This window comes from Roseovarius roseus (assembly GCF_043355935.2).
In the GTDB taxonomy this organism is placed as follows: Bacteria; Pseudomonadota; Alphaproteobacteria; order Rhodobacterales; family Rhodobacteraceae; genus Roseovarius; species Roseovarius roseus.
In genome coordinates, this window is sequence record NZ_JBHFPE020000001.1 from 164044 (window position 1) to 188592 (window position 24549).

26 protein-coding genes are annotated in these 24549 nt (G+C 64.4%); 14 read left to right on the forward strand and 12 right to left on the reverse strand.

Annotated elements, in window-relative coordinates:
* Positions 1–24 precede the first annotated feature (24 nt).
* Together hrpB and ACEWPL_RS00890 are read right to left on the reverse strand one after the other, a co-directional pair.
* Positions 25–2466 carry an ATP-dependent helicase HrpB gene (gene hrpB, locus ACEWPL_RS00885; RefSeq protein ID WP_393935083.1) on the reverse strand — a complete coding sequence of 814 codons (2442 nt, stop codon included), beginning with the start codon at positions 2464–2466 and terminating at the stop codon, positions 25–27.
* Positions 2467–3189 (reverse strand): DUF3108 domain-containing protein, encoded by a 723-nt coding sequence (locus ACEWPL_RS00890; protein WP_393935082.1) that lies wholly within the window; start codon positions 3187–3189, stop codon positions 2467–2469.
* Positions 3190–3289: 100 nt separating this feature from the next.
* Here ACEWPL_RS00890 and meaB point away from each other — a divergent pair, with 100 nt between their 5' ends.
* The 4 genes from meaB to ACEWPL_RS00910 all read left to right on the forward strand — a co-directional run bounded on the left by meaB (position 3290) and on the right by ACEWPL_RS00910 (position 5956).
* The gene (gene meaB, locus ACEWPL_RS00895) at positions 3290–4297 is read left to right on the forward strand and encodes a methylmalonyl Co-A mutase-associated GTPase MeaB (RefSeq protein ID WP_393935080.1); all 1008 of its coding nucleotides are present in this window, start codon (positions 3290–3292) and stop codon (positions 4295–4297) included.
* A 287-nt stretch (positions 4298–4584) separates the two neighbouring features.
* Entirely contained in the window at positions 4585–4875 is a 291-nt protein-coding gene (gene rpmB, locus ACEWPL_RS00900; protein WP_393935079.1) for a 50S ribosomal protein L28, read from the forward strand.
* A gap of 235 nt (positions 4876–5110) precedes the next feature.
* The gene (locus ACEWPL_RS00905) at positions 5111–5416 is read left to right on the forward strand and encodes a hypothetical protein (RefSeq protein ID WP_393935077.1); all 306 of its coding nucleotides are present in this window, start codon (positions 5111–5113) and stop codon (positions 5414–5416) included.
* Between the two features lie 27 nt (positions 5417–5443).
* A complete protein-coding gene (locus tag ACEWPL_RS00910; protein ID WP_393935076.1) occupies positions 5444–5956 on the forward strand; it encodes a copper chaperone PCu(A)C in 513 nt (170 codons plus the stop codon).
* Between the two features lie 77 nt (positions 5957–6033).
* On the opposite strand, the gene ACEWPL_RS00915 is transcribed toward ACEWPL_RS00910, so the two are convergent.
* Positions 6034–6240, reverse strand: coding sequence for a cold-shock protein (locus ACEWPL_RS00915; protein WP_393935074.1), 207 nt, complete (start codon positions 6238–6240; stop codon positions 6034–6036).
* 226 nt (positions 6241–6466) lie between these two features.
* Here ACEWPL_RS00915 and ACEWPL_RS00920 point away from each other — a divergent pair, with 226 nt between their 5' ends.
* Entirely contained in the window at positions 6467–6778 is a 312-nt protein-coding gene (locus ACEWPL_RS00920; RefSeq protein ID WP_393935073.1) for an arsenate reductase family protein, read from the forward strand.
* A 6-nt stretch (positions 6779–6784) separates the two neighbouring features.
* On the opposite strand, the gene ACEWPL_RS00925 is transcribed toward ACEWPL_RS00920, so the two are convergent.
* Both ACEWPL_RS00925 and thrS read right to left on the reverse strand, forming a co-directional pair.
* The gene (locus tag ACEWPL_RS00925; protein WP_393935071.1) at positions 6785–7033 is read right to left on the reverse strand and encodes a hypothetical protein; all 249 of its coding nucleotides are present in this window, start codon (positions 7031–7033) and stop codon (positions 6785–6787) included.
* A 209-nt stretch (positions 7034–7242) separates the two neighbouring features.
* On the reverse strand, positions 7243–9189 hold the full coding sequence (gene thrS, locus ACEWPL_RS00930; protein WP_393935069.1) for a threonine--tRNA ligase: 1947 nt from the start codon (positions 9187–9189) through the stop codon (positions 7243–7245).
* A 172-nt stretch (positions 9190–9361) separates the two neighbouring features.
* On the opposite strand from thrS, the gene ACEWPL_RS00935 reads away from it, so the two are divergent.
* From ACEWPL_RS00935 to ACEWPL_RS00950, 4 genes are all read left to right on the forward strand, one after another.
* A complete protein-coding gene (locus ACEWPL_RS00935; protein WP_393935068.1) occupies positions 9362–9583 on the forward strand; it encodes a hypothetical protein in 222 nt (73 codons plus the stop codon).
* A gap of 3 nt (positions 9584–9586) precedes the next feature.
* Complete coding sequence (locus ACEWPL_RS00940) at positions 9587–10345, forward strand: alpha/beta hydrolase (protein WP_393935067.1); 759 nt, start codon at positions 9587–9589, stop codon at positions 10343–10345.
* A gap of 17 nt (positions 10346–10362) precedes the next feature.
* A complete protein-coding gene (locus tag ACEWPL_RS00945) occupies positions 10363–10977 on the forward strand; it encodes a hypothetical protein (protein ID WP_393935394.1) in 615 nt (204 codons plus the stop codon).
* 89 nt (positions 10978–11066) lie between these two features.
* Positions 11067–11777 carry an alpha/beta fold hydrolase gene (locus ACEWPL_RS00950; RefSeq protein WP_393935066.1) on the forward strand — a complete coding sequence of 237 codons (711 nt, stop codon included), beginning with the start codon at positions 11067–11069 and terminating at the stop codon, positions 11775–11777.
* A 46-nt stretch (positions 11778–11823) separates the two neighbouring features.
* On the opposite strand, the gene phaZ is transcribed toward ACEWPL_RS00950, so the two are convergent.
* On the reverse strand, positions 11824–13092 hold the full coding sequence (gene phaZ, locus ACEWPL_RS00955; RefSeq protein WP_393935064.1) for a polyhydroxyalkanoate depolymerase: 1269 nt from the start codon (positions 13090–13092) through the stop codon (positions 11824–11826).
* A gap of 106 nt (positions 13093–13198) precedes the next feature.
* Here phaZ and ACEWPL_RS00960 point away from each other — a divergent pair, with 106 nt between their 5' ends.
* The 4 genes from ACEWPL_RS00960 (at position 13199) to ACEWPL_RS00975 (ending at position 17287) form a co-directional block, all read left to right on the forward strand.
* Positions 13199–15022 (forward strand): PHA/PHB synthase family protein, encoded by a 1824-nt coding sequence (locus ACEWPL_RS00960; protein ID WP_393935062.1) that lies wholly within the window; start codon positions 13199–13201, stop codon positions 15020–15022.
* Positions 15023–15162: 140 nt separating this feature from the next.
* Positions 15163–15609: a phasin, PhaP gene (locus ACEWPL_RS00965; RefSeq protein WP_393935061.1), complete on the forward strand. Its 447-nt coding sequence runs from the start codon at positions 15163–15165 to the stop codon at positions 15607–15609.
* A gap of 148 nt (positions 15610–15757) precedes the next feature.
* Positions 15758–16315: a polyhydroxyalkanoate synthesis repressor PhaR gene (phaR, locus tag ACEWPL_RS00970; protein WP_393935060.1), complete on the forward strand. Its 558-nt coding sequence runs from the start codon at positions 15758–15760 to the stop codon at positions 16313–16315.
* A gap of 6 nt (positions 16316–16321) precedes the next feature.
* Entirely contained in the window at positions 16322–17287 is a 966-nt protein-coding gene (locus ACEWPL_RS00975; protein WP_393935058.1) for a LysR family transcriptional regulator, read from the forward strand.
* A 63-nt stretch (positions 17288–17350) separates the two neighbouring features.
* Here ACEWPL_RS00975 and ACEWPL_RS00980 read toward each other — a convergent pair whose 3' ends face one another.
* Together ACEWPL_RS00980 and ACEWPL_RS00985 are read right to left on the reverse strand one after the other, a co-directional pair.
* Entirely contained in the window at positions 17351–18571 is a 1221-nt protein-coding gene (locus ACEWPL_RS00980; protein WP_393935057.1) for a DegT/DnrJ/EryC1/StrS family aminotransferase, read from the reverse strand.
* A 93-nt stretch (positions 18572–18664) separates the two neighbouring features.
* Positions 18665–19366 carry a hypothetical protein gene (locus ACEWPL_RS00985; RefSeq protein WP_393935055.1) on the reverse strand — a complete coding sequence of 234 codons (702 nt, stop codon included), beginning with the start codon at positions 19364–19366 and terminating at the stop codon, positions 18665–18667.
* Positions 19367–19409: 43 nt separating this feature from the next.
* On the opposite strand from ACEWPL_RS00985, the gene ACEWPL_RS00990 reads away from it, so the two are divergent.
* Positions 19410–19745 carry an antibiotic biosynthesis monooxygenase family protein gene (locus tag ACEWPL_RS00990; RefSeq protein WP_393935054.1) on the forward strand — a complete coding sequence of 112 codons (336 nt, stop codon included), beginning with the start codon at positions 19410–19412 and terminating at the stop codon, positions 19743–19745.
* On the opposite strand, the gene ACEWPL_RS00995 is transcribed toward ACEWPL_RS00990, so the two are convergent.
* The 4 genes from ACEWPL_RS00995 to ACEWPL_RS01010 all read right to left on the reverse strand — a co-directional run bounded on the left by ACEWPL_RS00995 (position 19742) and on the right by ACEWPL_RS01010 (position 24537).
* Positions 19742–21052, reverse strand: coding sequence for an NAD(P)/FAD-dependent oxidoreductase (locus ACEWPL_RS00995; protein ID WP_393935053.1), 1311 nt, complete (start codon positions 21050–21052; stop codon positions 19742–19744). The two genes, ACEWPL_RS00990 and ACEWPL_RS00995, sit on opposite strands and share 4 nt — an antisense overlap.
* A 4-nt stretch (positions 21053–21056) precedes the next feature.
* Positions 21057–22415: a glutamine synthetase family protein gene (locus ACEWPL_RS01000; RefSeq protein WP_393935052.1), complete on the reverse strand. Its 1359-nt coding sequence runs from the start codon at positions 22413–22415 to the stop codon at positions 21057–21059.
* Complete coding sequence (locus ACEWPL_RS01005) at positions 22416–23135, reverse strand: type 1 glutamine amidotransferase (RefSeq protein WP_393935051.1); 720 nt, start codon at positions 23133–23135, stop codon at positions 22416–22418.
* Positions 23136–23220: 85 nt separating this feature from the next.
* Positions 23221–24537 carry a glutamine synthetase family protein gene (locus tag ACEWPL_RS01010; protein ID WP_393935049.1) on the reverse strand — a complete coding sequence of 439 codons (1317 nt, stop codon included), beginning with the start codon at positions 24535–24537 and terminating at the stop codon, positions 23221–23223.
* Positions 24538–24549 lie beyond the last annotated feature (12 nt).

Here is a 24549-nt window from a genome sequence, read left to right on the forward strand (position 1 = left end):
TTTGCCAAGATGAAGGGGGGCGCCCTATTTGCGCGGCTTGGCGCGCAAGGTGGGGTCCGCCTGGCTGGGGTCCTCTGGCCAGGGGTGGCGCGGATAGCGCCCGCGCATGTCGCGCCGCACATCGGCATAGGAGCTGGCCCAGAAGCCGGGGATATCCATTGTCGTCTGCACAGGGCGGTGCGCGGGCGACAGAAGCGTGACGCGCAGCGGTGTCTTGCCCACCATCGGATGCGTGGTCTGGCCGAACATTTCCTGCAGGCGCAGTTGAATTTCGGGCGGGTCGGTGTCGTAATCAATGGGGATCTGGCGGCCAAGAGGCGTGGTGAAATGCGCAGGGGCCAGCGCATCCAGCGCCTGCATCTGCGCATAGTCCAACTGCGCGCGCAGGGCGTTCAGGATGTCAAATCGGCGCCACTCCGCCGCGCTCCGCGTGCCTTGCAGGAAGGGCAGAAGCCAGTCCTCGATCCGGTCCATCAGGGCCGCCTCGCTCATCTCCGGCAGGTCCATGCCGCTGGCGCGCCCCAGCGCCACCCGCGCGGCAAAGCGGCGCGCGGCATCCGTCCAGACAAGGCCCATCTCGCGCACGCCGTCCAGCATGGCGCGCGCGATCTGCTCCTGCGGGGCGTCCTTCCATTGACGATCATCGAGGACGAGCGCGCCATAGCGCTCCTGCTGGCGCGCGGTCACGCGGCCCTCGCGGCGCGACCAGACGCAAATGTCGTGCCAGGCGATCTGATCCGCATAAAGCCTGCGTAGCTGTGCCTCGGAGAGGGGGATCGCCTGCCGTATGCGCGCCTCGCGCGGATTGCCGTCAGTGTCTGTGACGACGATCAGACGCTGATTGCCCAGCGGATCCTCGGCGCCCATAACGGCGCCTTTGCCACCCGAGAGGAGGTAGCGCGGCGCGTCGCCTGACCGGCGCAGGCCGATCCGGTCGGGATAGGCGAGGGCGGCCATTTCGGCATCATCGAGGCCGGGATGCTGCGGCGCCTTGGCTGCACTGTCAAGACGCCGTGCCTCTTGCGAGATACGCTGCAGCACCGCGCGGCTGGGGGCGTGGGGGTGCGGCCCCTTGGGCCTGCGGATGGCGGCGAGGCGCAGCGCCAGATCGGCGGGCGCGCTGCGCGGCAGCGGGTCACGCTCGGACAGTAGCGCGGCGAGGGGGGCGGCCTCAGGGCCTGCCAGCGCCAGCATATGCGCAAGGCGCGGGTGCAGCGGCAGCGCAGCCAGGGCGCGGCCGTGATCGGTAATATGCCCAGATTCATCCAGTGCGCCCAGCATGCTCAGCAGCGCCTGTGCCTCGGCATAGCTGCCCGGGTTGGGCTGTGTCAGCAGGGGCATCGCCTCCGGCGCCGCGCCCCAGAGCGCCAGTTCCAGCGCGAGGGGGGCCAGATCCGCCGCCTCGATCTCGGCCGGTGGGAAGGCGGGCAGGGCGCCCTCTTCGCCCCGCGTCCAGAGGCGGTAGCATATGCCCGGCGCCACGCGGCCCGCGCGGCCCCGCCGCTGTGTCGCCTCGGCGCGGCTGACCGGCTCGGTCACGAGGCGGGCCATGCCGGCGCCGGGATCGAAGCGCATCCGCCGGGCGCGGCCGCCATCGATGACAACGCGCACGTCTTCGATGGTCAGCGAGGTCTCTGCAATCGAGGTCGCAAGGACGATCTTGCGCGCGCCCGTGGCGGGGGCGATGGCCGCGCGCTGGGCTTTGAAGTCCATTGCGCCGAAGAGGGGCCGCAACACGCAATCCGCGCCAATGCGCGGCTCCAGCAGCGCCTCCAGCCTGCGGATCTCGCCCTCGCCGGGCAGGAAGATCAGCACACCGCCCTCCGTCTCGGCCAGCGCCTCGCAGGTCAGATCGGCCAACGCGGCCTCCAGCCGCTGCGCCTTGGGGCGCGGGCGCTCCAGCCAGCGGGTCTCAACCGGGTAGGCGCGGCCCTCGCTGGTGATGAGGGGCGCATCCCCCATCAGCGCGGCGACAGGCGCCGCATCCAGAGTGGCGGACATTGCCAGCAAATGCAGATCCGGGCGCAGCGCGCCCGAAATCTCGAGGCAGAGGGCGAGGCCCAGATCTCCATCGAGGCTGCGCTCGTGAAATTCGTCGAAGATGACGGTGCCGATGCCTTGCAGCTCAGGATCGGACTGGATTCGCCGGGTCAGGATGCCGGTGGTCACCACCTCGATACGGGTAGAAGCCGACACGCGCGCCTCGCCGCGAACGCGGTAGCCGACGGTGCTGCCCACATCCTCGCCCAGCGTTTGCGCCATCCGCTCGGCGGCGGCGCGCGCGGCCAGGCGGCGCGGCTCGAGCATGACGATACGGCCGGGGGTAAGGCCGGCCTCCATCAGCGCCAGCGGCACACGCGTCGTCTTGCCCGCGCCGGGCGCCGCCTGCAGCACGGCGCGGCCACCCTCGCGCATGGCCTCCAGAAGGCGCGGCAGCGCCTCGTCTATGGGCAGATCACCTTGCATCTAGTCGCGCGTCATCTCGGCGGTGCCATAGGCGGACTTCACCGTCAGTGCTTGGGCCCGCATCAGCGTGCCGGTGGGCGTGTAGGTGACGGCGAAGGGGTAAATGCTCTGACGCTTCATCTCGGAGGCCGAGAACCCGGCAAGGCGCGTATAGGCGCCCGTGCAGATGACCTGCCCGGCACCATCGCGCCGTCCCGTCATAGCGAGACGCGCGCGGCGCTGGCCGTCAAAGATGGTGACGTCATAGCTGCAAAGCCCCTGCAAGGGCCGGTCGCGTAGCACGCCCCAAAGCGCGGTCATCGGATCGACCGTGCCGCCCTGGGTCGCGGGGTCCAGAGCACCGGGATCCTGAGCGACCTCGGCGGCGACGCTGCCCCCGGTGATGCGCGGCACACCGCCCTTGTAGCGCAGCGAGGCCGTGGACTGGCGGCTGCCCGTGTCGATCCGCTCGTCATAGGCCTGCGGTGTGAGGCGGCCCTGCCTGTCGCGACCCTGGGCGGACAGGCGGAACCCGGCCTCGACAATGCGTCCGATGCCGCTGGTATCGAACACGCCGGTGACCGCGTAGGCGCCGGCCTCCTCGCGCGCGGCGAACCGCATCTTGCCAACAGGCAGACCGAGCAGGCGCACGTCATAGCTTGCGCGGATATCCTCAGCCTGCGCCGGGCCGGTCAGACAGGCAAGCAGGGCGAGTGTCAGGACGAAAGGGGCGGCAAGGCGCATCGAGAAGTCTCCGATCGGGCATATCCCAGGGCCGCACTGGACAAGTCCCGGCCCGTCGCGGCATGAAGGCGTGCGGACGGACAAAAGGATCAGGGCGGCCATGACCATCGACATTGCACAGCTTGAGCGCGGGATTGTCAAAGGAGATCGGCGTGCCCTGTCGCGCGCGATCACATTGGTCGAAAGCAGCCGGAGCGATCACCGTGCCTTGGCGGCGGAGCTTGTCGAAGCGCTGAAAGGCGCGGACGGGGTGGACCGACAGGCGCTGCGCATCGGCCTTTCGGGCACGCCGGGCGTGGGCAAGTCGACCTTTATCGAGGGATTCGGCGGGATGCTGACTGCGCAGGGGCTGCGGGTAGCGGTCCTTGCAGTGGATCCCAGTTCGGCCCGCTCGGGTGGCTCAATCCTGGGCGACAAGACGCGCATGGACCGGCTGAGCCGCGATCCCAACGCCTTCATACGTCCGTCCCCCAGCCAGACCCATCTGGGCGGCGTCGGGCGCCGCTCGCGCGAGGCGGTGGCGCTGTGCGAGGCGGCAGGGTTCGACGTGGTGCTGATCGAGACGGTGGGGGTCGGACAATCCGAAACCGTCGTGGCCGAGATGTCCGACCTTTTCGTGCTGCTGCTGGCGCCGGCGGGCGGGGATGAGCTGCAGGGCGTCAAGCGGGGGATCATGGAGATCGCGGATATCATCCTGATCAACAAGGCGGATGGCGATCTGAAATCCGCCGCCAGCCGAACCTGCGCCGATTACTCGGGCGCGTTGCGCCTTTTGCGCAAGCGCCCACAGGATCCCAAAGGGTTTCCCAAGGCGATGATGGTCTCGGCGCTTGAGGATACCGGAATGCAGGCGGCCTGGGTCGAAATGCAGACGTTGGCGGATTGGCGGCGCGAGAACGGCCACTGGGATACGCGCCGCGCCGATCAGGCCCGTTACTGGTTTGGCGAAGAGGTCCGGCAAGGCCTCCTGTCGCAGCTGGACACCCCGGAGGCGCGCCGCGCGATGAAAGAGCTTGGTGCAGATGTGGCCGAAGGCCGCACCACGCCTGCCATCGCCGCGCGCGCGCTGCTGGACCGGATCGGCGCCGTCCAGGCCGGGCAAGACTGAGGGGCGCTGCCCCTCCGCCGCGATGCGGCTCCTCCCCGGGATATTTCGGGCAAGAAGAATCGGTGGGCTTTCTTCTTGCGAAAAATATCCTCGCCGAAGGCAGAAATCTCTTTTGGCCTGCACTTTAATGACCGAAGCGCCCCTTGACGGGCCGGGAGATTCCGCCTATCCACCGCCAACGGAATTTCGGGCGCGGCTTTTGCGGCGTCCTGTGGTCTTTGCGGCCACATCGATACCGAATTGACAAGGGCCGACTGGCCTTCACCTAGCAAGACGAGGATGACACCATGTCGCGCCGCTGCGAATTGACCGGAAAAGGCCCGATGGTTGGCAACAACTCCAGCCACGCCAACAATAAGACCAAGCGCCGGTATCTGCCGAACCTGAACGATGTCACGCTTCAGTCCGAGGCGCTGAACCGCGGGATCAAGATGCGCATTTCGGCGCATGCCCTGCGCAGTGTCGATCACCGTGGCGGTCTGGATGCGTTCCTGACGAAGGCCAAGGATGTCGAGCTGTCGCCGTCGGTTCTGAAGGTCAAGAAAGAGATCGCCAAGGCGCTGGCCGCGTCGGCCTGATCTCTGCCAAGGCTCTGACCGCATTGAAAAGGCTCCGCCGGGAACGGCGGGGCTTTTTACGTATCGGCAGGTGCGTGCCGGCGGTCCGAAAGTCCGCGCCAGGCCCTTGTATGTGCTTGGGCGGACAGTATCTTGCTCTGGAGGGGCAGGGAGCCGAAATCAGACCGTGAGACAACGCGCTAGGCAAATTCTGACCACCATTGTGGCTTCGATGCTGATGCTGACGGCGCCATCCTTGGCTCTCGCGCGCAACGCGCCGGGGGCGAGTGCCGTTCTGACCATCTGCTCGGGCACCGGGCCGCTCAGCATCGTTGTGGATGCCGAGGGACAGCCCATGGGCGCGCCGCATATCTGCCCGGACTGCGCGCTGGCCGCGCTGGGTGCCATATTGCCTGGCCTGACCGATCATCCTGTCCCAGTGACCAGCAGGCGCGCCGCGCGCGCCGCCCCCTTGCCAAGCGGCACGGCTCTCGTCAATCCGACGCAGGCCCGAGCGCGGGCGCCGCCCGTCGCGTCAGCGCCAGTTTTCGATAGCCTCTAACACAGACAAAATCCAAGGAGAGACATCATGTCTATCACCCTTCGCTCCATCGTCGCCAGCGCGGCGCTTTTCGCGGCCATGCCCGCCTTTGCCGCCGACATCACTGTCGAGGACGCCTATGCGCGCAGCGCATCGCCCACGGCCAAGACCGGCGCGGCCTTCATGCAGATCGTCAATCACGGCGCCGAGGACCGCCTGTTGGGTGCATCCTCGCCCGCGGCGGACCTTGTCCAGTTGCACACACACATCGAAAGCGGCGATGGCGTAATGAAGATGACCCATGTTGAAGAGGGCTTTGAGCTGCCCGCGGAGGGCACAATCGCGATGCAGCGCGGCGGCAAGCACGTGATGCTGATGGGCCTGACAGCGCCGCTGGTTCAGGGTGAGAGCGTGCCCATCACGCTGACCTTTGAAAAAGCGGGTGACATGACCGTCGACGTCACCGTCGATCTGGAGCGCATGCCCGGCGAGGACATGGAGCATGGCATGTCGCACTCGGAAGGGCACGACATGGACCATGGCGAGAAGAAAAGCGATTGAATTGATAAGGCTCAAGGTGGCCCCGTGTATTGGGGCCGCCTTTGCTCGGCGCGTCTTATCTGCGCGAGTGGCGCAGATTACAAGAGCGAGATATCAGCGGCCATCTGGCGCCCGTCCCGGCCTTCCTGCAATTCGAAACTAACTTTCTGATCATCGGCCAGGCCGGTTAGCCCGGACCGTTCGACCGCGGATATGTGGACGAATACGTCCTTGCCGCCGCCATCCGGCGCGATGAAGCCATAGCCTTTGGTGGTATTGAACCATTTCACGGTGCCTGTCGGCATTCCGCTTCTCCTTCCAGTCTGTCTTCCCGGGCGGGTGCCGGGATATTCAGCCGGGGCGACATGACCGCGTGGGTGCAGCCATATGGCCCCGGTCGCATATTGATCTTTGCACGCGTATTTCAAAAATCAAGCAAAAGAGAATGAAGCTTTGGCAAATCGGCGATAGACCGGGGGCAGGGCGGCGAAAACGCGCGCTGTTTTTAAGGTAGGGACAAGGATGCGAGCGATGAAGATCTACGGGCTGAAGAATTGCGATACCTGCCGCAAGGCGGCCAAGGCCCTCCCGCAGGCCGAGTTGTTCGATATTCGCGAGCGCCCAGTGCCAGAGGATGTTCTGGTCCGCGCGCAAGAGACATTCGGCTCGGCGTTGCTGAACACGCGTTCGACCACATGGCGGGGCCTGCCCGACGAGGCGCGGTCCGAGCCGCCGCTGGACCTCTTGCGCGGCTATCCAGCCCTGATGAAGCGGCCCCTCATCGACGATGGCGGCACGCTTTATCTGGGATGGGGAGCAGATGTGCAGGCGGCGCTGCTTTGATACGCTTTATGCAAGGCGCTGCGCGGCCAGCCGGTCGAGCTGGTCGGCGCCGTTGATCACCATAACGGGCAGCACAGACACCAAGAGCGCGCGCTGATCCATGATCGCCGAATCGGGTAACCGGTGGAACCAGACACCAACGGCCTCCGCTAGGACCAGAGGCCGGGGCCGGAGATCGGTCAGCGATTGTACGATGACAAAGCCGCTCATCCGCAGCGCGGCCAGGCGGGTGGCAAGACCGATCGCGATCAGCAAGGGCAGAATGAAATCGGACCAAGCGCCCGCCAGAGCCACAAGCGTGCGGAAAAGGCCAAGCTGGCTGACGTCATAACTGGCCGCCTCTACCGCCCTTGGTAGTCACGGATGCGTCAGAAGGTCGCGGTTGTTATCACGCGATAATTTCGGGGCTGAGGGCGCGGCGCGGCGTCATGTTACGGCGCCGCGCCGCCAATTTCATGCGATTGTTACAGAAGATCGGGCGCCTTGGCCTCCTGCCCGAGGCTCTCGATCACATCGTCCAGCGTTTCGACGCGCGTTTGCTTCTCGCCCAAACGGCGCAGGGACACGGTGCGATCCTCGACCTCGCGGTGCCCGCAGGCGAGGATGACGGGCACCTTGCCGACGGAATGTTCGCGGACCTTGTAGTTGATCTTCTCGTTGCGCACATCCGCCTCGGCGCGCACGCCGCGCGCCTGCAATGCGGCGACCACCTCGTTCACATACTCATCCGCCTCGGACACGATGGAAGCAACGACCACCTGACGCGGCGCCAGCCAGAAGGGCAGCTTGCCTGCGTGTTCCTCGATCAGGATGCCGATGAAGCGCTCGAAACTGCCCAAGGTGGCACGGTGCAGCATGTAGGGCCGCTGCTTGGAGCCGTCGGCGGCGATATAGGTGGCGCCAAGCCGCTCCGGCAGGTTGGGGTCCACCTGGAAGGTCCCGCATTGCCATGTCCGGCCAATCGCATCGGTCAGGTAGAAATCCAGTTTCGGCCCATAAAACGCGCCATCGCCAGGCTCCAGTGTGAAGTCGCGGCCCGTCGCCTTGATCGCACCTTCCAGTGCGCCCTCAACATGGTCCCAGCTCTCGTCGGTGCCGACACGCTTTTCGGGGCGGGTAGCGAACTTGATCTCGAACTCGGCAAAGCCGAGATCGGCGTAGATCTCCGCGAGGAAATTGATGAAACGTGCGCATTCTTCTTCGATCTGGTCCTCGGTGCAGAAGATATGCGCATCATCCTGCGTGAATCCGCGCACGCGCATGATGCCGTGCAGCGCGCCAGATGGCTCGTAGCGCGAGCAGGAGCCGAATTCAGCGAGGCGCAGCGGCAGATCGCGGTAGGACTTGAGGCCCTGGTTGAACACCTGCACATGGCAGGGGCAGTTCATCGGTTTCAGCGCGTTCACGGCCTTTTCCTTGGCGTGCTCTTCCTCGACCTCGACGATGAACATATGGTCCTGGTATTTGTCCCAGTGACCGGACGCCTCCCATAGCTTGCGGTCGACGACCTGCGGCGTGTTGATTTCCTGGTAGCCGCCGGCGCGTTGCTTGCGGCGCATGTAATCCTGCAGCTGCGTGTAGATCGTCCAGCCGTTCGGGTGCCAGAAGACCTGACCCGGCGCCTCTTCCTGCATGTGGTAAAGGTCCATCTCGCGGCCCAGCTTGCGGTGGTCGCGCTTGGCGGCCTCCTCCAGCATGTTGAGATGCGCCCTCAGCTTCTCCTTGGAGCTGAACGCCACGCCATAGATGCGCTGCAGCATCTCGCGCTTGGAATCGCCGCGCCAATAGGCACCTGCGACGCTCATCAGCTTGAAGGCATCGGCGGGCAGCTGCCCGGTGTTCTGCAGATGCGGGCCGCGGCACAGATCCTGCCAGTCGCCATGCCAATACATGCGCAAAGGCTCGTCGCCGGGAATCGCCTCGATCAGTTCGACCTTGAAGGGCTCGCCCGCATCCTTGTAGTGCTGAATCGCGCGGGGACGATCCCAGACCTCGGTGCGGACCGGATCGCGCGCATTGATGATGTCGCGCATCTTCTTCTCGATCAGGCCCAGATCCTCGGGGGTAAAGGGCTCCTCGCGGTCGAAATCATAGTACCAGCCATTCTCGATGACAGGGCCGATGGTGACCTTCACATCCGGCCAGATTTCCTGCACGGCACGCGCCATGACATGGGCCAGATCGTGGCGCAGAAGCTCATTGGCCTGCGCCTCATCCTGCATGGTGTGGATCGCGACGCTGGCATCCGTGTCGATCGGCCATTGCAGGTCCCAGTGCCGGCCGTCCACCGTGGCCGAGATGGCCTTCTTCCCGAGGGACTTGGAAATATCGGCAGCGACCTCGCCGGGGGTGATGCCGGGGGCGTATTGGCGGGCGTTGCCATCGGGAAATGTCAGGGAGATTTGGGCCATCTGGGGCGCTCCTCGTCGGTTTGGCGCCTACATGTGCGCCCGGTTGCGGGTGAGGTGCCCTTGTGCCGCTGGCCCTTGCGGGTGTCAAGCACGTCTGCGCCCCGAAATCGGGTTGGCGCGCCATGGCGAGCGGGGATAGACTGCGCTCAGCAGTTTTCACAAGGAGCGTGGCATGACCCACTACAATCCCAATATCGAGCTGGGCGTCGAGGATATGGATTTGATCGAGGATGCGCTGCGCCACGCCAAGCGCCGGCTGTCGATGCCGGGCGGCGCCGATGCCGACGCGCCCATCGCGGGCCGCACCGTGCGCGAGATCGACGAATTGCTGGGCCGCCTGCACAATCAGAAGGTGTTCTTCCGCCCCAGCAAGACGCCCTATGTCAGCGGCTGATCCATGAGCGATCAGCCCAGCCAGTTTGAGACGCCAGAGGGGCGGCGCATCGCCTATCGCCAGTCGGACGGGGCGGGGCCGGGAATCGTGTTTCTCGGTGGCTTCATGTCGGACATGGAAGGGACGAAGGCCGTCCATCTTGAATCTGTCGCCCGCACCGAGGGCCGCGCGTTCCTTCGGTTCGACTATTCCGGGCATGGTGCCTCCTCGGGCGAATTTACGGATGGCTGCATTTCCGAATGGGCCGCCGACGCGGCGGCGGTGATCGCGGCGCAGACGACCGGGCCGCAGATCCTCGTCGGCTCATCCATGGGCGGGTGGATCGCGCTCTTGCTTGCGCGCAGGATGCCCGAGCGTATCGCGGGGCTGGTCACCATCGCTGCCGCGCCGGATTTCACCGAAGACAGCATGTGGGCGGGCATGAACGAGATCGAGCGCGCCAAGCTGCTGCGCCAAGGGCAGATCTTTCGCCCCAGCGAGTATGACGCACCCTATACGATCACCCGCAAGCTGATCGAGGATGGGCGGCAGAACCTTGTCCTGCGGGAGACGCTTGATCTGCCGTTTCCCGTGCGTTTCCTGCAAGGGACCGCTGATGCGGATGTCGACATGAGCGTCGCACTGGCGCTTTTGAAGCATGCCAAGAGCCCGGACATGCGCCTGACGCTGGTGGATGGGGCCGACCACCGGTTTTCCGATGCAGACTGCCTTGCCCTGATCGACGTATCGGTGGCCGATGTGACCGTGCGCGCGGCGCCCTGATGCGCCGCCCGCGATCCATGCGCGGGCTGGAGGATCTGGGCCGCGTGCGGTTGAGCCCGCATTTCTACATGCGCGATTTCCTTTATTCCGAGATCGGCAATATCTACGGCATTCCGAACGTTCCCGAGCACCCCGACCGCGCCATTGAGATGGGCCGCGCGCTGTGCGAGACGCTGGTCGACCCGCTGCAGGAGACATTCGGGCGCATCGCGATCCGGTCGGGCTATCGCAGCCCCACGCTCAACCGCTTTGGCAATGAGAACGGGCTGAACTGTGCGCGGAATGATGCCAATATCGGCTCGCATATCTGGGACGCGGGCGAGGGCGACCAGCGCGGCGCCTGCACCTCTCTGGTGATCCCGTGGTTTGCGGATCGGTATGCGAAGGGGCGCGATTGGCGCGATCTGGCATGGTGGCTGCATGACCATCTGGATTACTCGGAAATCTTTTTCTTCCCAAAGCTTTGCGCGATGAACCTAAGCTGGCGCACGCGCCCGCTGCGGACCATTTCCAGCTATATCGCGCCCAAGGGCCTGCTGCTGCGGGCTGGGGCGGAGCCGGTCGAGGACCTTGCCCGGCGGCAGGCGAGATATGCAGATTTTCCGGCCTTTCGCGCCATTCGTACCCCCTGACAGGCACTGGGCTGGTTGACGCCCGCGCGCGCTCTGCCAATGTGCGCCGCAGCGCCTGCATCCCTGCTGGCCGAAAGGAGTTCCCCCACATGAACGAGGCTCTCGTTCTCTTGCCCGATATCATGTGTGACGCTCGGCTTTTCGGCCCGCAGCTGGCCGCGTTCAGCAAGACACATGCGATCACGGTTGCCCCCGTCACAGGCGGCGACAGGATCGAGGAAATCGCGTCGAACCTGCTGGACGTTCTGCCGCGCCGCTTTGCGCTGGCGGGTCTGGCGCTGGGCGCCAGCGTGGCAATGGAGATCGTGCGCCGCGCCCCCGACCGCGTGACACGGTTGGCGCTGATGAATGCCAGCGCCTTTGCCGAGACCCCGCAATCGGCCGGCGATTTCGAGCCTGTGATCACCAAGGCGCGGGCCGGGAACCTGAAGGGCTTTGCAGAAGGGGTGATGCCCGCCAATGCGCTGGCCCCCGGCCCGATGCGCGGCGAGGTGATGGCGCTGGTGCATGACATGGCTGACCATCTGGGGCAGGACCTGGTGATCCGGCAGGCCCGCGCGATCCAGCGCCGCCGCGACTATCAGGCGGTGATGCGCAAGATCAAGATGCCGACCCTCGTGCTGTGTGGTGCGCAGGATGCGACATCGCCGATCAAACGGCACCAGTTCCTGTCTGACCTCATCCCGTTTGCAGAGCTGGCGGTCATCGAAGGGGCGGGCCGCCTGCCTACGCTCGAGCAGCCCGACGCCACGACCGACGCGCTGATGCACTGGATGAAGCAGCCACTGGTGTTGCGCTAGCGGAGTCCGGCTTAAGGTTTTGCATCAAGAGTGCAGTGCAAGCGCTTCAGGCGGCTTCGTTTTTATTCGCCGCCTTCTTTGACTTGCCATCATTCGCGTCGATGAATTTCAGCACAAGGGGGCGAATGTTGTTCCGCCAGCTGCTGCCCGCAAAGATGCCGTAATGGCCGGCCTCCGGCTCGACATGGCTGTTCTTCTTGGCATCCGGAAGGCCGGTCAGCAAATCCAGCGCGGCGATGCACTGGCCAGGGGCCGAGATGTCGTCATGGCCGCCTTCGACCGTCATTACCGCCACACTATCGATCTTGCCGATATCGACGTGCCGGTCCTCGATCGTGAATTCGTTCTGCGCGATTTCACGCGCCTTGAAGATGCGCTCGACCGTCGAGAGGTAGAATTCGGCCGGCATATCCATGACGGCCAGATATTCGTCGTAGAACCGATTATGCCGGTCGTGATCGCCCGCCTCGCCGCGGGCGACGGCGGTGATCTGGTCCCGGAAGGCCGTCGCGTGCTTTTCGCTGTTCATCGAGATGAACGACGCAAGTTGCAAAAGGCCGGGATAGACCATGCGTCCGACGCCCGAATATTTGAAGCCCACACGCTGGACCATCGTCTGCTCCAGCTGGCCCATTGTCACGCGGCGGCCGAAATCAGTCACTTCGGTCGGGGAGGCATCCGGATCGACCGGGCCCCCGATCAGGATCAGCGAACGGGGCTGCGCCTTGGGGTCCTCTTCGGCGAGGTGGGCTGTAGCGGCCAGCGCCAGAGGCACGGGCTGGCAGACGGCGATGACATGTGTCTCGGGGCCCATCTCACGGATGAAGTCGGCGAGGTAGAGGGTGTAGTCCTCGACATCGAACTTGCCGGCGCTGACCGGAATGTCGCGCGCATTGTGCCAGTCAGTGACATAGACTTCGCAATCGACCAGCAGGCTCTTGACGGTCGAGCGCAGCAGCGTCGCGTAATGGCCCGACATGGGCGCGACCAGCAGGATCTTGCGCGTCATCTTGCGCCGGCCCGGCACCGAGAAGTGGATGAGGTCGCCAAAAGGCTTTTCGACCACGGTATCGATGCTGACCAGATGGTCCTTGCCATCCTCGCAGGTAAAGGTGCGAATGCCCCAATCGGGCTTGGTCACCATGCGCTCGAACGTGCGCTCGGTCACTTGCCCCCAAGCCGACAGCCACTCGAAGGCAGGGTTTGGCGTCATGCTGTATATGGGATAAGATGCTAGGGAGAGGGCCGTCGCCCCGAGCCACTGATTGGCGTTGCGAAAGGATTCCATCATGTCATAGGTGGCCATGTAGCGCATTCGGTCTCCTTCAGGGCAGGGCCCTTAATCTAAGTGGCGCAGCGCGCGTCCAGAGGGCGTCACGCGGCAATGCTGCAAGGCAGAAACTTAAGGTGTAAAAAGCGATATGGCAACGGATCAGCGCAGCGAGACACAAAATGATGGCGGAAATGCCAAGGATCAGGGCGAAACCCGCGAGCGGATGGCAGCCAATCTGGCGAAGGTCGAGGACCTCTCTCAGCGTTTGATTGCTGCGCTTGCGCAGCGAAATCCGCCCAATGCAACGCTGCACGCACCCAGTCAGGAAATGTTTGCCAAGGCCGCTGCCTCATACTGGACCGAGGCGATGGAGAATCCGGCCAAGCTCTACGAGAATCAGGTCGCCTACTGGAGCGAATCTGTCCGCAGCTTCATGGACGCGCAGCGCCTGATGATGACCGGCGCGACCGCCCCGGCCGACGACGCCCCCCGCGACAAGCGCTTTGCCAACCCGCTTTGGAGCACGCATCCCTATTTCCGCTACATCCGCGAGCAATACGAGCTGAACGCCAAGGCGGTCGCCGATGCCGTGGCAGAGGCAAGCGATCTGGACCCGGTCGAGAAAAAGCGTCTCGACTACTTCTCGAAGCAGATCATCGATATGATGGCCCCCACCAACTTCCTCGGCACCAATCCCGATGCGCTGGAACGCGCCGTCGCGACCGAAGGCGAAAGCCTGGTCAAGGGACTGGAGAACCTCGTGGCCGATCTTGAGGCCAATGGCGGCGAGATGGTGGTGCGCCTTGCAGATGAAAGCGCCTTCGCCCTTGGCGAGAACATCGCGACGACGCCCGGCAAGGTCGTCTTTCGCAATGATCTCATGGAGCTGATCCAGTACGCGCCCGCGACGGATGAGGTGCATGAGATTCCGCTGATCATCTTTCCGCCCTGGATCAACAAGTTCTACATTCTCGATCTCAAAGAGCAGAACAGCCTGATCAAGTGGATCACCGAGCAGGGCTATACCCTCTTTGTCGTCAGCTGGGTCAATCCCGATGCCAGCCTCGCCGATGTCGGGCTGGAGCAATATATCGAGGACGGCTACCTGACCGCTTTTCGCGAGGCGCGCAGCATCACCGGGGCCAAGAAGGTCAACACGATCGGATATTGCATCGCCGGCACGACGCTGGCGCTGACGCTGTCCCTGATGAAGCAGCGCGGCGACAAGTCGGTCAACTCCGCCACGTTCTTCACCACGCTGACCGATTTCGGCAACCAGGGGGAGTTCACCCCTTTCCTGCAGGATGATTTCGTCAATGGCATCGAGGCCGAGGTCGATGCGCAGGGTATTCTACGCTCGTTCATCCTGGGTCGCACGATGAGCTTCCTGCGCTCGAACGATCTGATCTATACGCCCGCCATCCGCAGTTACATGCTGGGCGAGGCGCCTCCCGCCTTCGATCTGCTCTACTGGAACGGTGACGGCGCCAACCTGCCGGGCCGCATGACGCGCCAGTACCTGCGTGGCCTCTGCCAGAAAAACCAGTTTGCCTCGGGCGGGTTCGAGCTGCTCGGTCATACCCTGAAGCTGAGCGATATCGACGTGCCGCTGATGGCCGTCACCTGCGAGACGGATCACATCGCCCCGTGGAAGGACTGCTTTCGCGGGATGGGTCAGACGGCTTCCAAGGACCGCACCTTCATCGTCTCGCAATCGGGGCATATCGCGGGCATCGTCAATCCGCCCTCCAAGAAGAAATACGGCCATTACACGAATGGCGACTGGACGGGTAATGCGGATGACTGGATGGAGGCCGCCGAGTTCAACGAAGGCAGCTGGTGGCCCCGTTGGGAGGAATGGCTGAAGCCCCGCTCAGGCAAGCTGGTGCCTGCGCGCGAGCCCGGCGATTCGAGCCATCCGGCCCTTGCAGACGCCCCCGGCGACTATGTGCGGCGCCGCGCTCCGCGTTGAAAATCACGCTACGTCAACGTCTTGAGAGAAAAATGCTGCATTGCAGAAAAATCCCTTGAAATGCCGCGTCGCAGCATACATATTGCTGTCAGACGCAGAACAGGGCGAACGGTATCGCCCCTCATTCAAGGAGCTAAACCATGGCCAAAGCACAAGACATGAATTCGATGATGAAAGACATGATGGGCGCATTCCCCGTCGACACCAAGTCGATGGAAGACGCGTTCAAGAACCAGGCTGCCCTCAGCGAGAAGCTGTCCGGCGTTGCCCTCAACGCGGCTGAAAAGTCGGCTGAAATCTCCAGCGCATGGACCAAGTCCACGCTCGAGAAGATGCAGGACATGACCAAAGCCAAGGCAGAGCCCGCTGACTACGCCAAGGCGATGAGCGATTTCGCTTCCGCCAACGCCGAAGTCGCAGCCGAGAACATGGCCGCCTTCGCCGAAGTCGCCAAGAAAGTCCAGATGGACACTGTCGAGCTGATGATGAACGCAGGCCGCGACATGCAGGAAGACGCGTCCAAGGCCGTCAAGAAGGCGACCGACGACATGTCCGCTGCTGCCAAAAAAGCAGGCGTCAAGCAGTAAGAACACGTCACCTAAACGCATCCCTCCTCCTCCCGATTACGGGATGTGGTGACGATAGGGCGAGCCGCCATGCGGCTCGCCCTTTCTTTTTGCGCGCGCAGCGCCTAGGCTGTGCTGCACTGCTGCATAACCTCGGGAGGCTCGCAACGTGGCTGAGAACGGCAAACCCCTTTTGATCAAACGCTACGCCAGCCGGCGCCTCTACAATACCGAGACGTCCGACTACGTCACCCTTGAGGATATCAGCCAGTTCATCCGCGACGGGCGCGACGTGCAGATCATCGATCTCAAGTCCGGTGATGACCTGACCCGGCAATATTTGCTGCAAATCATCGCCGACCATGAAAGCCGGGGCGAGAACGTCCTGCCGATCAACGTGCTGAACGATCTGGTCCGCAGCTACACCACCCAGGCAACCAGCGTCGTTCCCGAATTCCTCGCCGCCAGCTTCGAGATGCTGCGCGACGGTCAGTCCAAGATGCTGACCAACATGACGCAGGCCAACCCCATGGCCCGGATGCCCGGCATGGAGGCCATGCGCGCGCAGCAGGAGGCCTTCGTCAAGGCGATGACCGGCGGCATGGGCGGGCTTGGCGGCATGTCCGGGCGTGAGCCCGAGGAGAGCGAGCGCAAGGACAGCGATCTCGACGATATCAAGGCGCAGCTGGCCGAATTGCAACGCCAGCTCTCCCGGATGGGCAAGTAGCCCGTCATGGCAGGCAGCCCCGGCCGTATCACGCTCTGGGGGATCGAGGTGTTCATGGCGGCGGCGGACGAGCGGTCGATCTCGGCTGCCGCGCGCCGCCTTGGCGCCAGCGCCTCGACCGTCAGCCAGCAGCTCAGCAATCTTGAAGCTGCCGTCGGCGCGCCTTTGCTTGAGCGCAGCGCACGCCCGCTGCGTCTGACCCGCGCGGGCGAGATCATGCACCGCCGCGCCCAAACCATTCTGTCCGAGGCGGCGCAGGCCAAGGCCGAGCTGGCGATGGCCGATCTGGCGCGTCAGGCCCGCGTGCGCCTTGGCATGATCGAGGATTTCGAGGCCGACGTGACGCCCCGCCTGCTATCCCACATGGCGGGCGAGCTGACACAGTGCCAGTTCCTGCTGGAGACCGGGGCGAGCCATATGCTCCATGATCAGCTGGACGCGCAGCGCCTTGATATCGTGGTCGCGGCGCAGCTGGGCGAGGGCGCCGATTGGGCCGAGACGCATCCGCTGATGCGCGAGGGTTTCGTCGTGGCCGCGCCCAAGGGCCGCATGGACCCCCGCGCGGACCTGCTCGAACAGCTCAGGCGCACGCCGCTGGTGCAATACACCACGCGGCATTACATGGGCCGCCTCATCACCGCGCATCTGGCGCGCAGCGCCGCGCCCATTCCCCATCGGTTCGAGCTGGACAGCTATCACGCGATCCTCGCCCTCGTCGCTCAGGGCAGCGGCTGGACCATCCTTCCGCCCCTCGCGTTGATGCGCGCTCGCCGCTTTGCCGATCAACTGGACGTCATGCCGCTGCCCTTAGCGCCGCTGACCCGCACCATCGTCCTGACCGCGCGTCAGGGTGTGCTGGGCACGATGCCCGCCGATGTCGCGGCCACACTCAAGCCGATCCTGCAGGAGGCGATCGTTGCACCCGCGCTCGCGCGGTATCCTTTCATGAAGGATGCGCTGTCGCTACTCTAGCGCGCACGGCCCACCTTCATCTTGGCAAAAAATACTCAAATCCGAAGGCGAGCAACGCGCGGCTCAGGTGCCATAGGCGCGCGCGCCGCCCATCACGTCATCCACCGCGCCCAAAATGGCCGAGGCGACGGCATCATGCTGCACACGCGTCAGGCGAGCGGGCAGGCGGGTGTCGCAGGCGCGGGCCAGCATGGCGCGGGTCTGCGGCAGATCGGGCACGGGCCCCTCGATGAACTGCCAGTTCCAGAAGGCGCGCGCATTGTCCTGGCTATGGCCAAAGATCTGCACCTTGACGCCCCGCGACGCCGCCGCCTCGGCAAAGGCGAGGGCGGCATCGTCACCCATGCCGACCAGGTTGAACTGGATCGAGTCCGGCGCACGCTCTTCGGGCGCCAGCGGGGCGGAAACGCTCAGCCAAGGGCTCTGCTCCAGGAGGGAGGCGACATAGTCATGCCCCGCCCGGCCATCGCGCACGCGGCGCGGGATCTCGTCCAGCTGGGGCCGGATGATTGCTGCGCTCAGGTTGCTCAGGCGCAGATTGTAAAGGGGCAGCTTGTTCTGCCAGCGCCCGAAGGCGGCCTTCAGCGCGTTGTCACCGTGGGCCAGATGCTTGGACCAGTTATGCTCGTACGCGCCCGACATGATGACCGCGCGCGCCACCAGATCGGCGTCATCGGTGATCATGATGCCGCCTTCGCCCGCGTTCAGCAGTTTGTAGGACTGGAACGAGAAGCATCCGATGCGTCCGATGGTGCCGATATTGCGCCCATGCCAGGTAGTGCCAAGCGAATGCGCCGCATCCTCCACCACCGGAATGCCCCGCGCATCGCAAAGCGCCATGATCGCGTCCATGTCCGAGGTGTGTCCGCGCATATGGCTGATGATGACCGCGCTGATGTCGCCGTCCAGACGCGCCTCGAAATCGGCCATGTCGATACGGTAATTCTCGCCCACCTCACAGAGGACCGGCACGCAATCGGCATGAATGACCGAGGACGGCACAGCGGCGAAGGTAAAGGCGGGGATCAGCACGCGCGCGCCCTTGGGCAGGTCCAGGGCTTTCAGGGACAGAAAGAGCGCGGCCGAGCAACTGCTGACCGCCAGCGCGTAGCGCGAGCCCATGAGCGCGGCGAATTCTGTTTCCAGCAAAGCCACCGGCGAATCCTGCGGCGCAGTGTAGCGAAAGAGATCGCCCGACGCCAACATGGCGTCGATGGCCGCGCGGGCGGTCTCGGGGATCGGCTCGGCGTCGTAGGTGTTGGGTGGCAGGGCACTGTCAGACATGATTTCACCTTTTCCGAAAGATAATTTCGGGAAACATAAATCTTTGTCCGCGATATCGAAAGCCTTATCTGCGCCCGCACCGCGTCAAATGGTCTAGAAACTGCGCCACATCCCCAGTTTCACACCGAAATCTTCGGCGTCTATCAGCGCGGTGGTCAGCCCGACCTCCATGTGGTGCCCCGGCGCCACCTGCCAGACGACCGAACTGACGATACGCAGGAAATCGGGATCGACCAGCGGCCCGCCCTGCTGCACCTGTGTAATCAGCATGGTTTCGTCCCAGAGGTTCAGACCCAGCGTCGCGTCGATGGCGATCTCGGTGTCATCGGGGATGATGCGCATCCGTGTGTCGACGTTCCACCAACCGCCCAGTTCGCCCCAACTCAGCCCCTTGCCCACCGAAAGTCCTGGCCGCAGGGCGGGCCCATGTTCCAGCGTTCCGGCGCCCAGTTCGAACGCTACATGCAGCCCGTCGCGCGCCAGTGGCATCAGAACAAAGCCCAGCGCCTTGTGATCGCCAAATTCGTCACTGCCCAGATCGAGGCCGACGGTCAGATCGGGGTTGATGCCGTATTCGGCGTAGATTGTGCTGTAGCCTAGGGTCTCCGCGCCATCCTGTATCTTGATCGTCCAGGACAGGAACCCGTCTCCGACGCCGCGCAACCACGCGCCCGCCACGCCGCGCGCAGGCGCGAGAGCAAGGAGGAGGATAAGGATCAAAAGCGCGCTGCGATGCATCCGCTCAAATTGATTAAACTTGGTAAAGGAATGGTTAAGCGCAGCGCGCTTTGTCATGCCAACTCCGGGTGCTAGACTGCCCCCAAAAGGAGAGTCCGCCATGCCCAGCATCACCTATCCCAGCCCGCATCAGAGCGTTGTCACCACCTTCGAGATGACGCCCGGCACCTGCCAGGATCTTATGGACGCGCTGATCGACGCTTATGATGCGTTCATCTCGCACCAGCCGGGGTTCATCGCGGCGGGGCTGCACGTGAACGATGCCCAGACCCGGATCGCCAATTACTCGCAATGGGCCCGGCGCGAGGATTTTCAGGCGATGCTGCGCAGCCCCGAAATGCGCCGCCGCAACCGGGAAATCAGCGCCTTGTGCAAAAGTTTCGAACCGGTGATGTATGATGTGGCCGCAACGTTCGATCCCAAGCCGAAAGGCTAGACCCCCAGCCGGTCGCGCAGCGAATACCACGTCATCGCCAGCACCAAAAGGGGCGAGCGGAGCGCGGCCCCGCCCGGAAAGGGCGTCGCCGGAACGCGGGCCATCGTGTCAAAGCCTTGCGCCTCGCCCCGGACCGCATCGGCCATCAGCTTGCCCGCATGGGTGGCGCTGCCGACGCCGTGGCCGGAATAGCCCGACGCGCTCAGCATGTTGGGCGCAAGGCGCGCGAGGTAGGGCATCCGCTTGATCGTGATCGCCAGGGTGCCGCCCCAAGCATAGTCGATCTGAACATCGCCCAGGTAGGGGAAAATCTCGGCCATCGGTTTGCGCACCAGCGCCTCGATATCGGCGGGGAACTTGTAGCCATAACTCTCGCCGCCGCCGAACAGCAGACGCTTGTCATGGCTGAGGCGAAAGTAGTTTACCACGAATTTCGTGTCCGCAACGGCCACGTCGCGGGTCAGCACGCGCGCGGCCTCGTCGCCCAAAGGTTTGGTCGCGGCGATGAAATTGTTGATCGGCATGACCCGGCTGGCCACCTTGCCATTCAGCCCGCCCAGATAGCCGTTGCAGGCCAGGATGACGTGATCGGCGCTGATGCGGCCGTCTTTGGTATGAAGCGTGGCGCGCGCGCCCTCGTCGATCTGCGTGACTTCGCTTTGCTCGTAGATCCGCACGCCTGCCGCCTTGGCCGCGCGGGCCAGACCCAGCGCATAGCGCAGCGGGTGCAGATGCGCGGCGCCCATGTCCAGAGTGCCGCCATGATAGGCGGGCGAGGGGCAGAGCGCGTGCATCGCGTCGCGGTCCAGCTTCTCGATCTGGTCATAGCCATAGCGCGCCGCCAGATGATCGGCATAGGCATGCTCTTGCGCCATTTCCTTGGCGGACATGGTGGCATGGGCCACGCCCGGCTGGAGGTAGCACCCGATACCGTGCTTGGCGATCAGGGACTTGACCAGCGTTTTGGCGTCCTCGGCCAGTGCCCACAGCTTGGCGGCGTCGCCATCGCCCATCAGCCGCTCGAGCCCTTCCTGATCCATGCGCTGCCCGCTGCCCAACTGGCCGCCATTGCGGCCCGACGCGCCAAACCCGACGCGCTGCGCCTCGATCAGGGCCACGTCCATGCCGGCCTCGGCCAGATGCAGCGCTGCCGAAAGGCCCGTGTAGCCCGCGCCGACCACGACGACATCGGCCCGCGCCTCGCCGCGCAGCGGGGGGCAGCCCGGCAGCATGTCCGACGTGGCGGCATACCAGCTGGCCGGGTAGGCGCCCGGCGCGTCATTCGCGTGCAGAAGGTTCAGCGCCATGGGGTCACACGTTCAGCAGCAGATGCTCACGCTCCCACGGGGAAATCACCTGCAGGAATTCCTCGTATTCGGCGCGCTTGACGATGGCATAGACGCGCGCAAATTCCGGCCCCAGCATTTCGTGCAGCTTGGGCGCATCCTCGAAAAGGTCCAGCGCGTCGCCCAGAACCTGCGGCACATCGCTTTCGCTTTCATAGCTGTCGGTCGTGCATTCCGGTTCGGGCATCTGCTGCTCCTCCAGGCCCAGAAGACCGCAGGCAAGGCTGGCGGCGATGCCCAGATAGGGGTTGCAGTCCATCCCGGCGAGGCGGTTCTCGACGCGCCGCGCCTCGGGGCTGGCTAGCGGCACGCGGATGCCGGTGGTGCGGTTGTCGCGGCCCCAGTCGAGGTTGATGGGCGCCGCGTGGTCCTTGACATAACGGCGGTAGGAATTGACGTAAGGCGCCAGCACCGCGATGGCGCTGGGCAGGTGCCGCTGCATGCCGCCGATGAAGTGGTAGAAGGCGTCCGTTTCCTTGCCCTCGTCGTCGGTAAAGACGTTCTTGCCCGTCTTCTTGTCGAGGATCGAGTGGTGGATATGCATGGCCGATCCGGGCTCTTCGGCGATCGGCTTGGCCATGAAGGTGGCAAAGCAGTTATGCCGCATCGCCGCCTCGCGGATGAGCCTTTTGAAATAGAACACCTCGTCGGCCAGTTGCACCGGATCGCCATGCGCCAGGTTGATCTCGAGCTGGCCCGCGCCGCCCTCCTGGGTGATGCCGTCGATCTCGAATCCCTGTGCCTCGGCGAAATCGTAGATATCGTCGATCACCGGGCCGAACTCGTCCACGGCGGTCATCGAATAGGCCTGCCGCGCGGCGGCGGGGCGGCCCGAGCGGCCCATCATCGGCTGGATCGTCTGGCCCGGATCGGTGTTGCGCGCCACCAGATAGAATTCCATTTCCGGCGCGACCACTGGCGTCAGCCCGCGCTCTTCATACGCCGCGACGACGCGCTTCAGCACGTTGCGCGGCGAGAAGGGAATGGGATTCATCTCGCGGTCATAGGCGTCGTGAATCACCTGCAGCGTCCAGTCGCCCGTCCAGGGCGCGGCGCTGGCGGTGTTCATGTCCGGCTTCAGGATCATATCCTGCTCGATAAATCCGGTCTCGCCCGCGGCCTCGCCCCAATCGCCGGTGATCGTCTGGTAGAAGATCGAGTCGGGCAGGTGAAAATGGCTCTGCTTGGCGAATTTCGAGGCGGGCAGGGCCTTGCCGCGCGCGATGCCCGGCAGGTCCGAGATGATGCACTCCACCTCGTCGAGGCGTTTGCCCTCAAGGTATTCGCGCGCCGCTTGGGGCAGGTTTTCGGTCCAGTCGGCCATTCAGGCACCTCTTTTCAGAAAGGCCGCCAGGCGGCCTGCTATGGTCTGGTGGTGGGTCGGCTGGTCCAGCTGCGCGATGGCGGCGTCCAGCAGATCGTCCGGGACCAGACCGCGTCCGCGGCTTTCGGCCAGGCGGCCAACGAATTCGGCGGTATGTTCGGGATGGGGCTGCACCGTCAGGATGCGGTTGTCATAGATCAGCGCGGCATTGTCGCAAAACTCGTTCTGACCGATCACCGTGGCCCCTTCGGGCAGGCGGGTGACCTGGTCCTGATGCCACGCGTTCAGCGCCATGGGCTGCCCGTCGATGATGTATTCATGCCGGCCCACGGCCCAGCCCTTGGAATATTTCTCGACCATGCCGCCCAGGGCCTGCGCAATGATCTGGTGGCCAAAGCAGATGCCGACCATGGGCCGCCCATCGGCATAGACGTCGCGGATGAACTGCTCCAGCGGGGGGATCCAGTCATGCGGCTCGTAGGCGCCGTGTTTCGATCCGGTGATCAGCCAGCCGTCGCATTCGTCCACGCTGGCGGGGAATTCGCCATCGACCACGGCATAGGTGCGGAATCGCAGGCCGTGGCCCTGAAACAGATCTTCGAACATCGAGTCGTAGTCGCCCAGATCAACCTTGATGTCTTCCGGCGAATGTCCGCACAGAAGGATGCCGATGGTGGTCGCGCCTTCCTCGGGGGTCAGCGAAGGGTGGGGGACAGTCACGGGTGCCTCATAATTTGATCAAATTCAGGGTAGCGCAGCAAATCGCGCCGGGCAAGGTGTTTCGGGCAAGGTGTTTTGCGGGCGCTCACACCTTGTCCAGATATGTCTTCCAGTGGTCGGCCTCGTCGATCTCGCTCATCACCGCGATTTCCTGCCGCTTGGTCTGCACGAAGTTGCGGATCAGACGCGGCTCGAAGATGCGCGGCATCAGCGGATCGGCCTCAAAGAGGTCCACCGCCTGCGTCCAATCGGTCGCGAGTTGCGGCAGGTCTTGGCCATAGGCGCTGCCGGTCAGCGGATCGCCGGGGTCCATCTCGTCCTCGATCCCGACGAGCGCCGCGCCGAGGATCGCGGCAAAGCTGAGATAGGGATTGATGTCGCCGCCCGCAACGCGGTGCTCGATCCGGCGGGCCTTGGGGCTGCCGCCGGGCACGCGGATCGCCGCCGTGCGATTCTCATACGCCCAGCAGATGGCGGTGGGCGCGTGGGCGCCCGGCGTCATGCGCGCATAGCTGTTGGCATGGGGCGCAAAGATCAGGGTCGAGCCGCGCATTGCGGCCAGGCATCCGCCGATGGCATGGCGCAGCGTATCGGTGCCCTTGGGGCCCCCATCGTCAAAGATGTTGTTGCCGTCCGTGTCCAGCACCGAGAAATGCATGTGCATCCCGTTGCCGGAATCCAGCGCAAAAGGCTTGGCCATGAAAGTCGCCGCGCTGTCAAAGCGGTAGGCGAGACCGCGAATGAGCGATTTGAAAAGCCATGTGTCATCCGCCGCGCGCATCGCGTCCTGGTGGTTCAGAGTGATCTCGAACTGGCCGACGCCTGCCTCGGAGGTGGTGGTTTGCGCCTCGATCCCCATCGCCTCGCAGGCCTCATAGAGGGCCGACAGGAACGGATCGAACGCGTCCATCTGGCTGAGCGACAGGATCTCAGAGGCGTCGATGCGCCGCCGGTTGCGCGGATCGCGCACATGGCGCAGACGTTTTCCGCTGTCATCGACAAGGGTGAATTCCAGCTCGGTCGCGGCCATCACCGTCCAGCCGCGTTCGGCATAGCGGTCCAGCACGCGGGCAAGGGCATGGCGCGCATCGCCGTAAAAGGGCGTGCCGTCCTCGAAATACATCTGCATCGGCACCAGGGGCTGCTCGCTGTCCAGCCATGGCAGGGGGACCGGCCCGCGCGAGGTGGGGCGCATGATGCCATCGGCGTCGCCGGTCTCAAACAGCAGCGGGCTATCCTCGATATCGGCGCCCTTGATGTCGACATTCAGCACCGAAAGCGGCATGCGCACGCCGTCGCTATCGAGATTGGCAAAGTAGCTGGCCGGCATACGCTTGCCGCGCATCTGCCCGTTCAGATCACAGGCGGCCACGCGGAACGTGGCGAAATTGTCGATGCTCATGAGGTCTTCCTT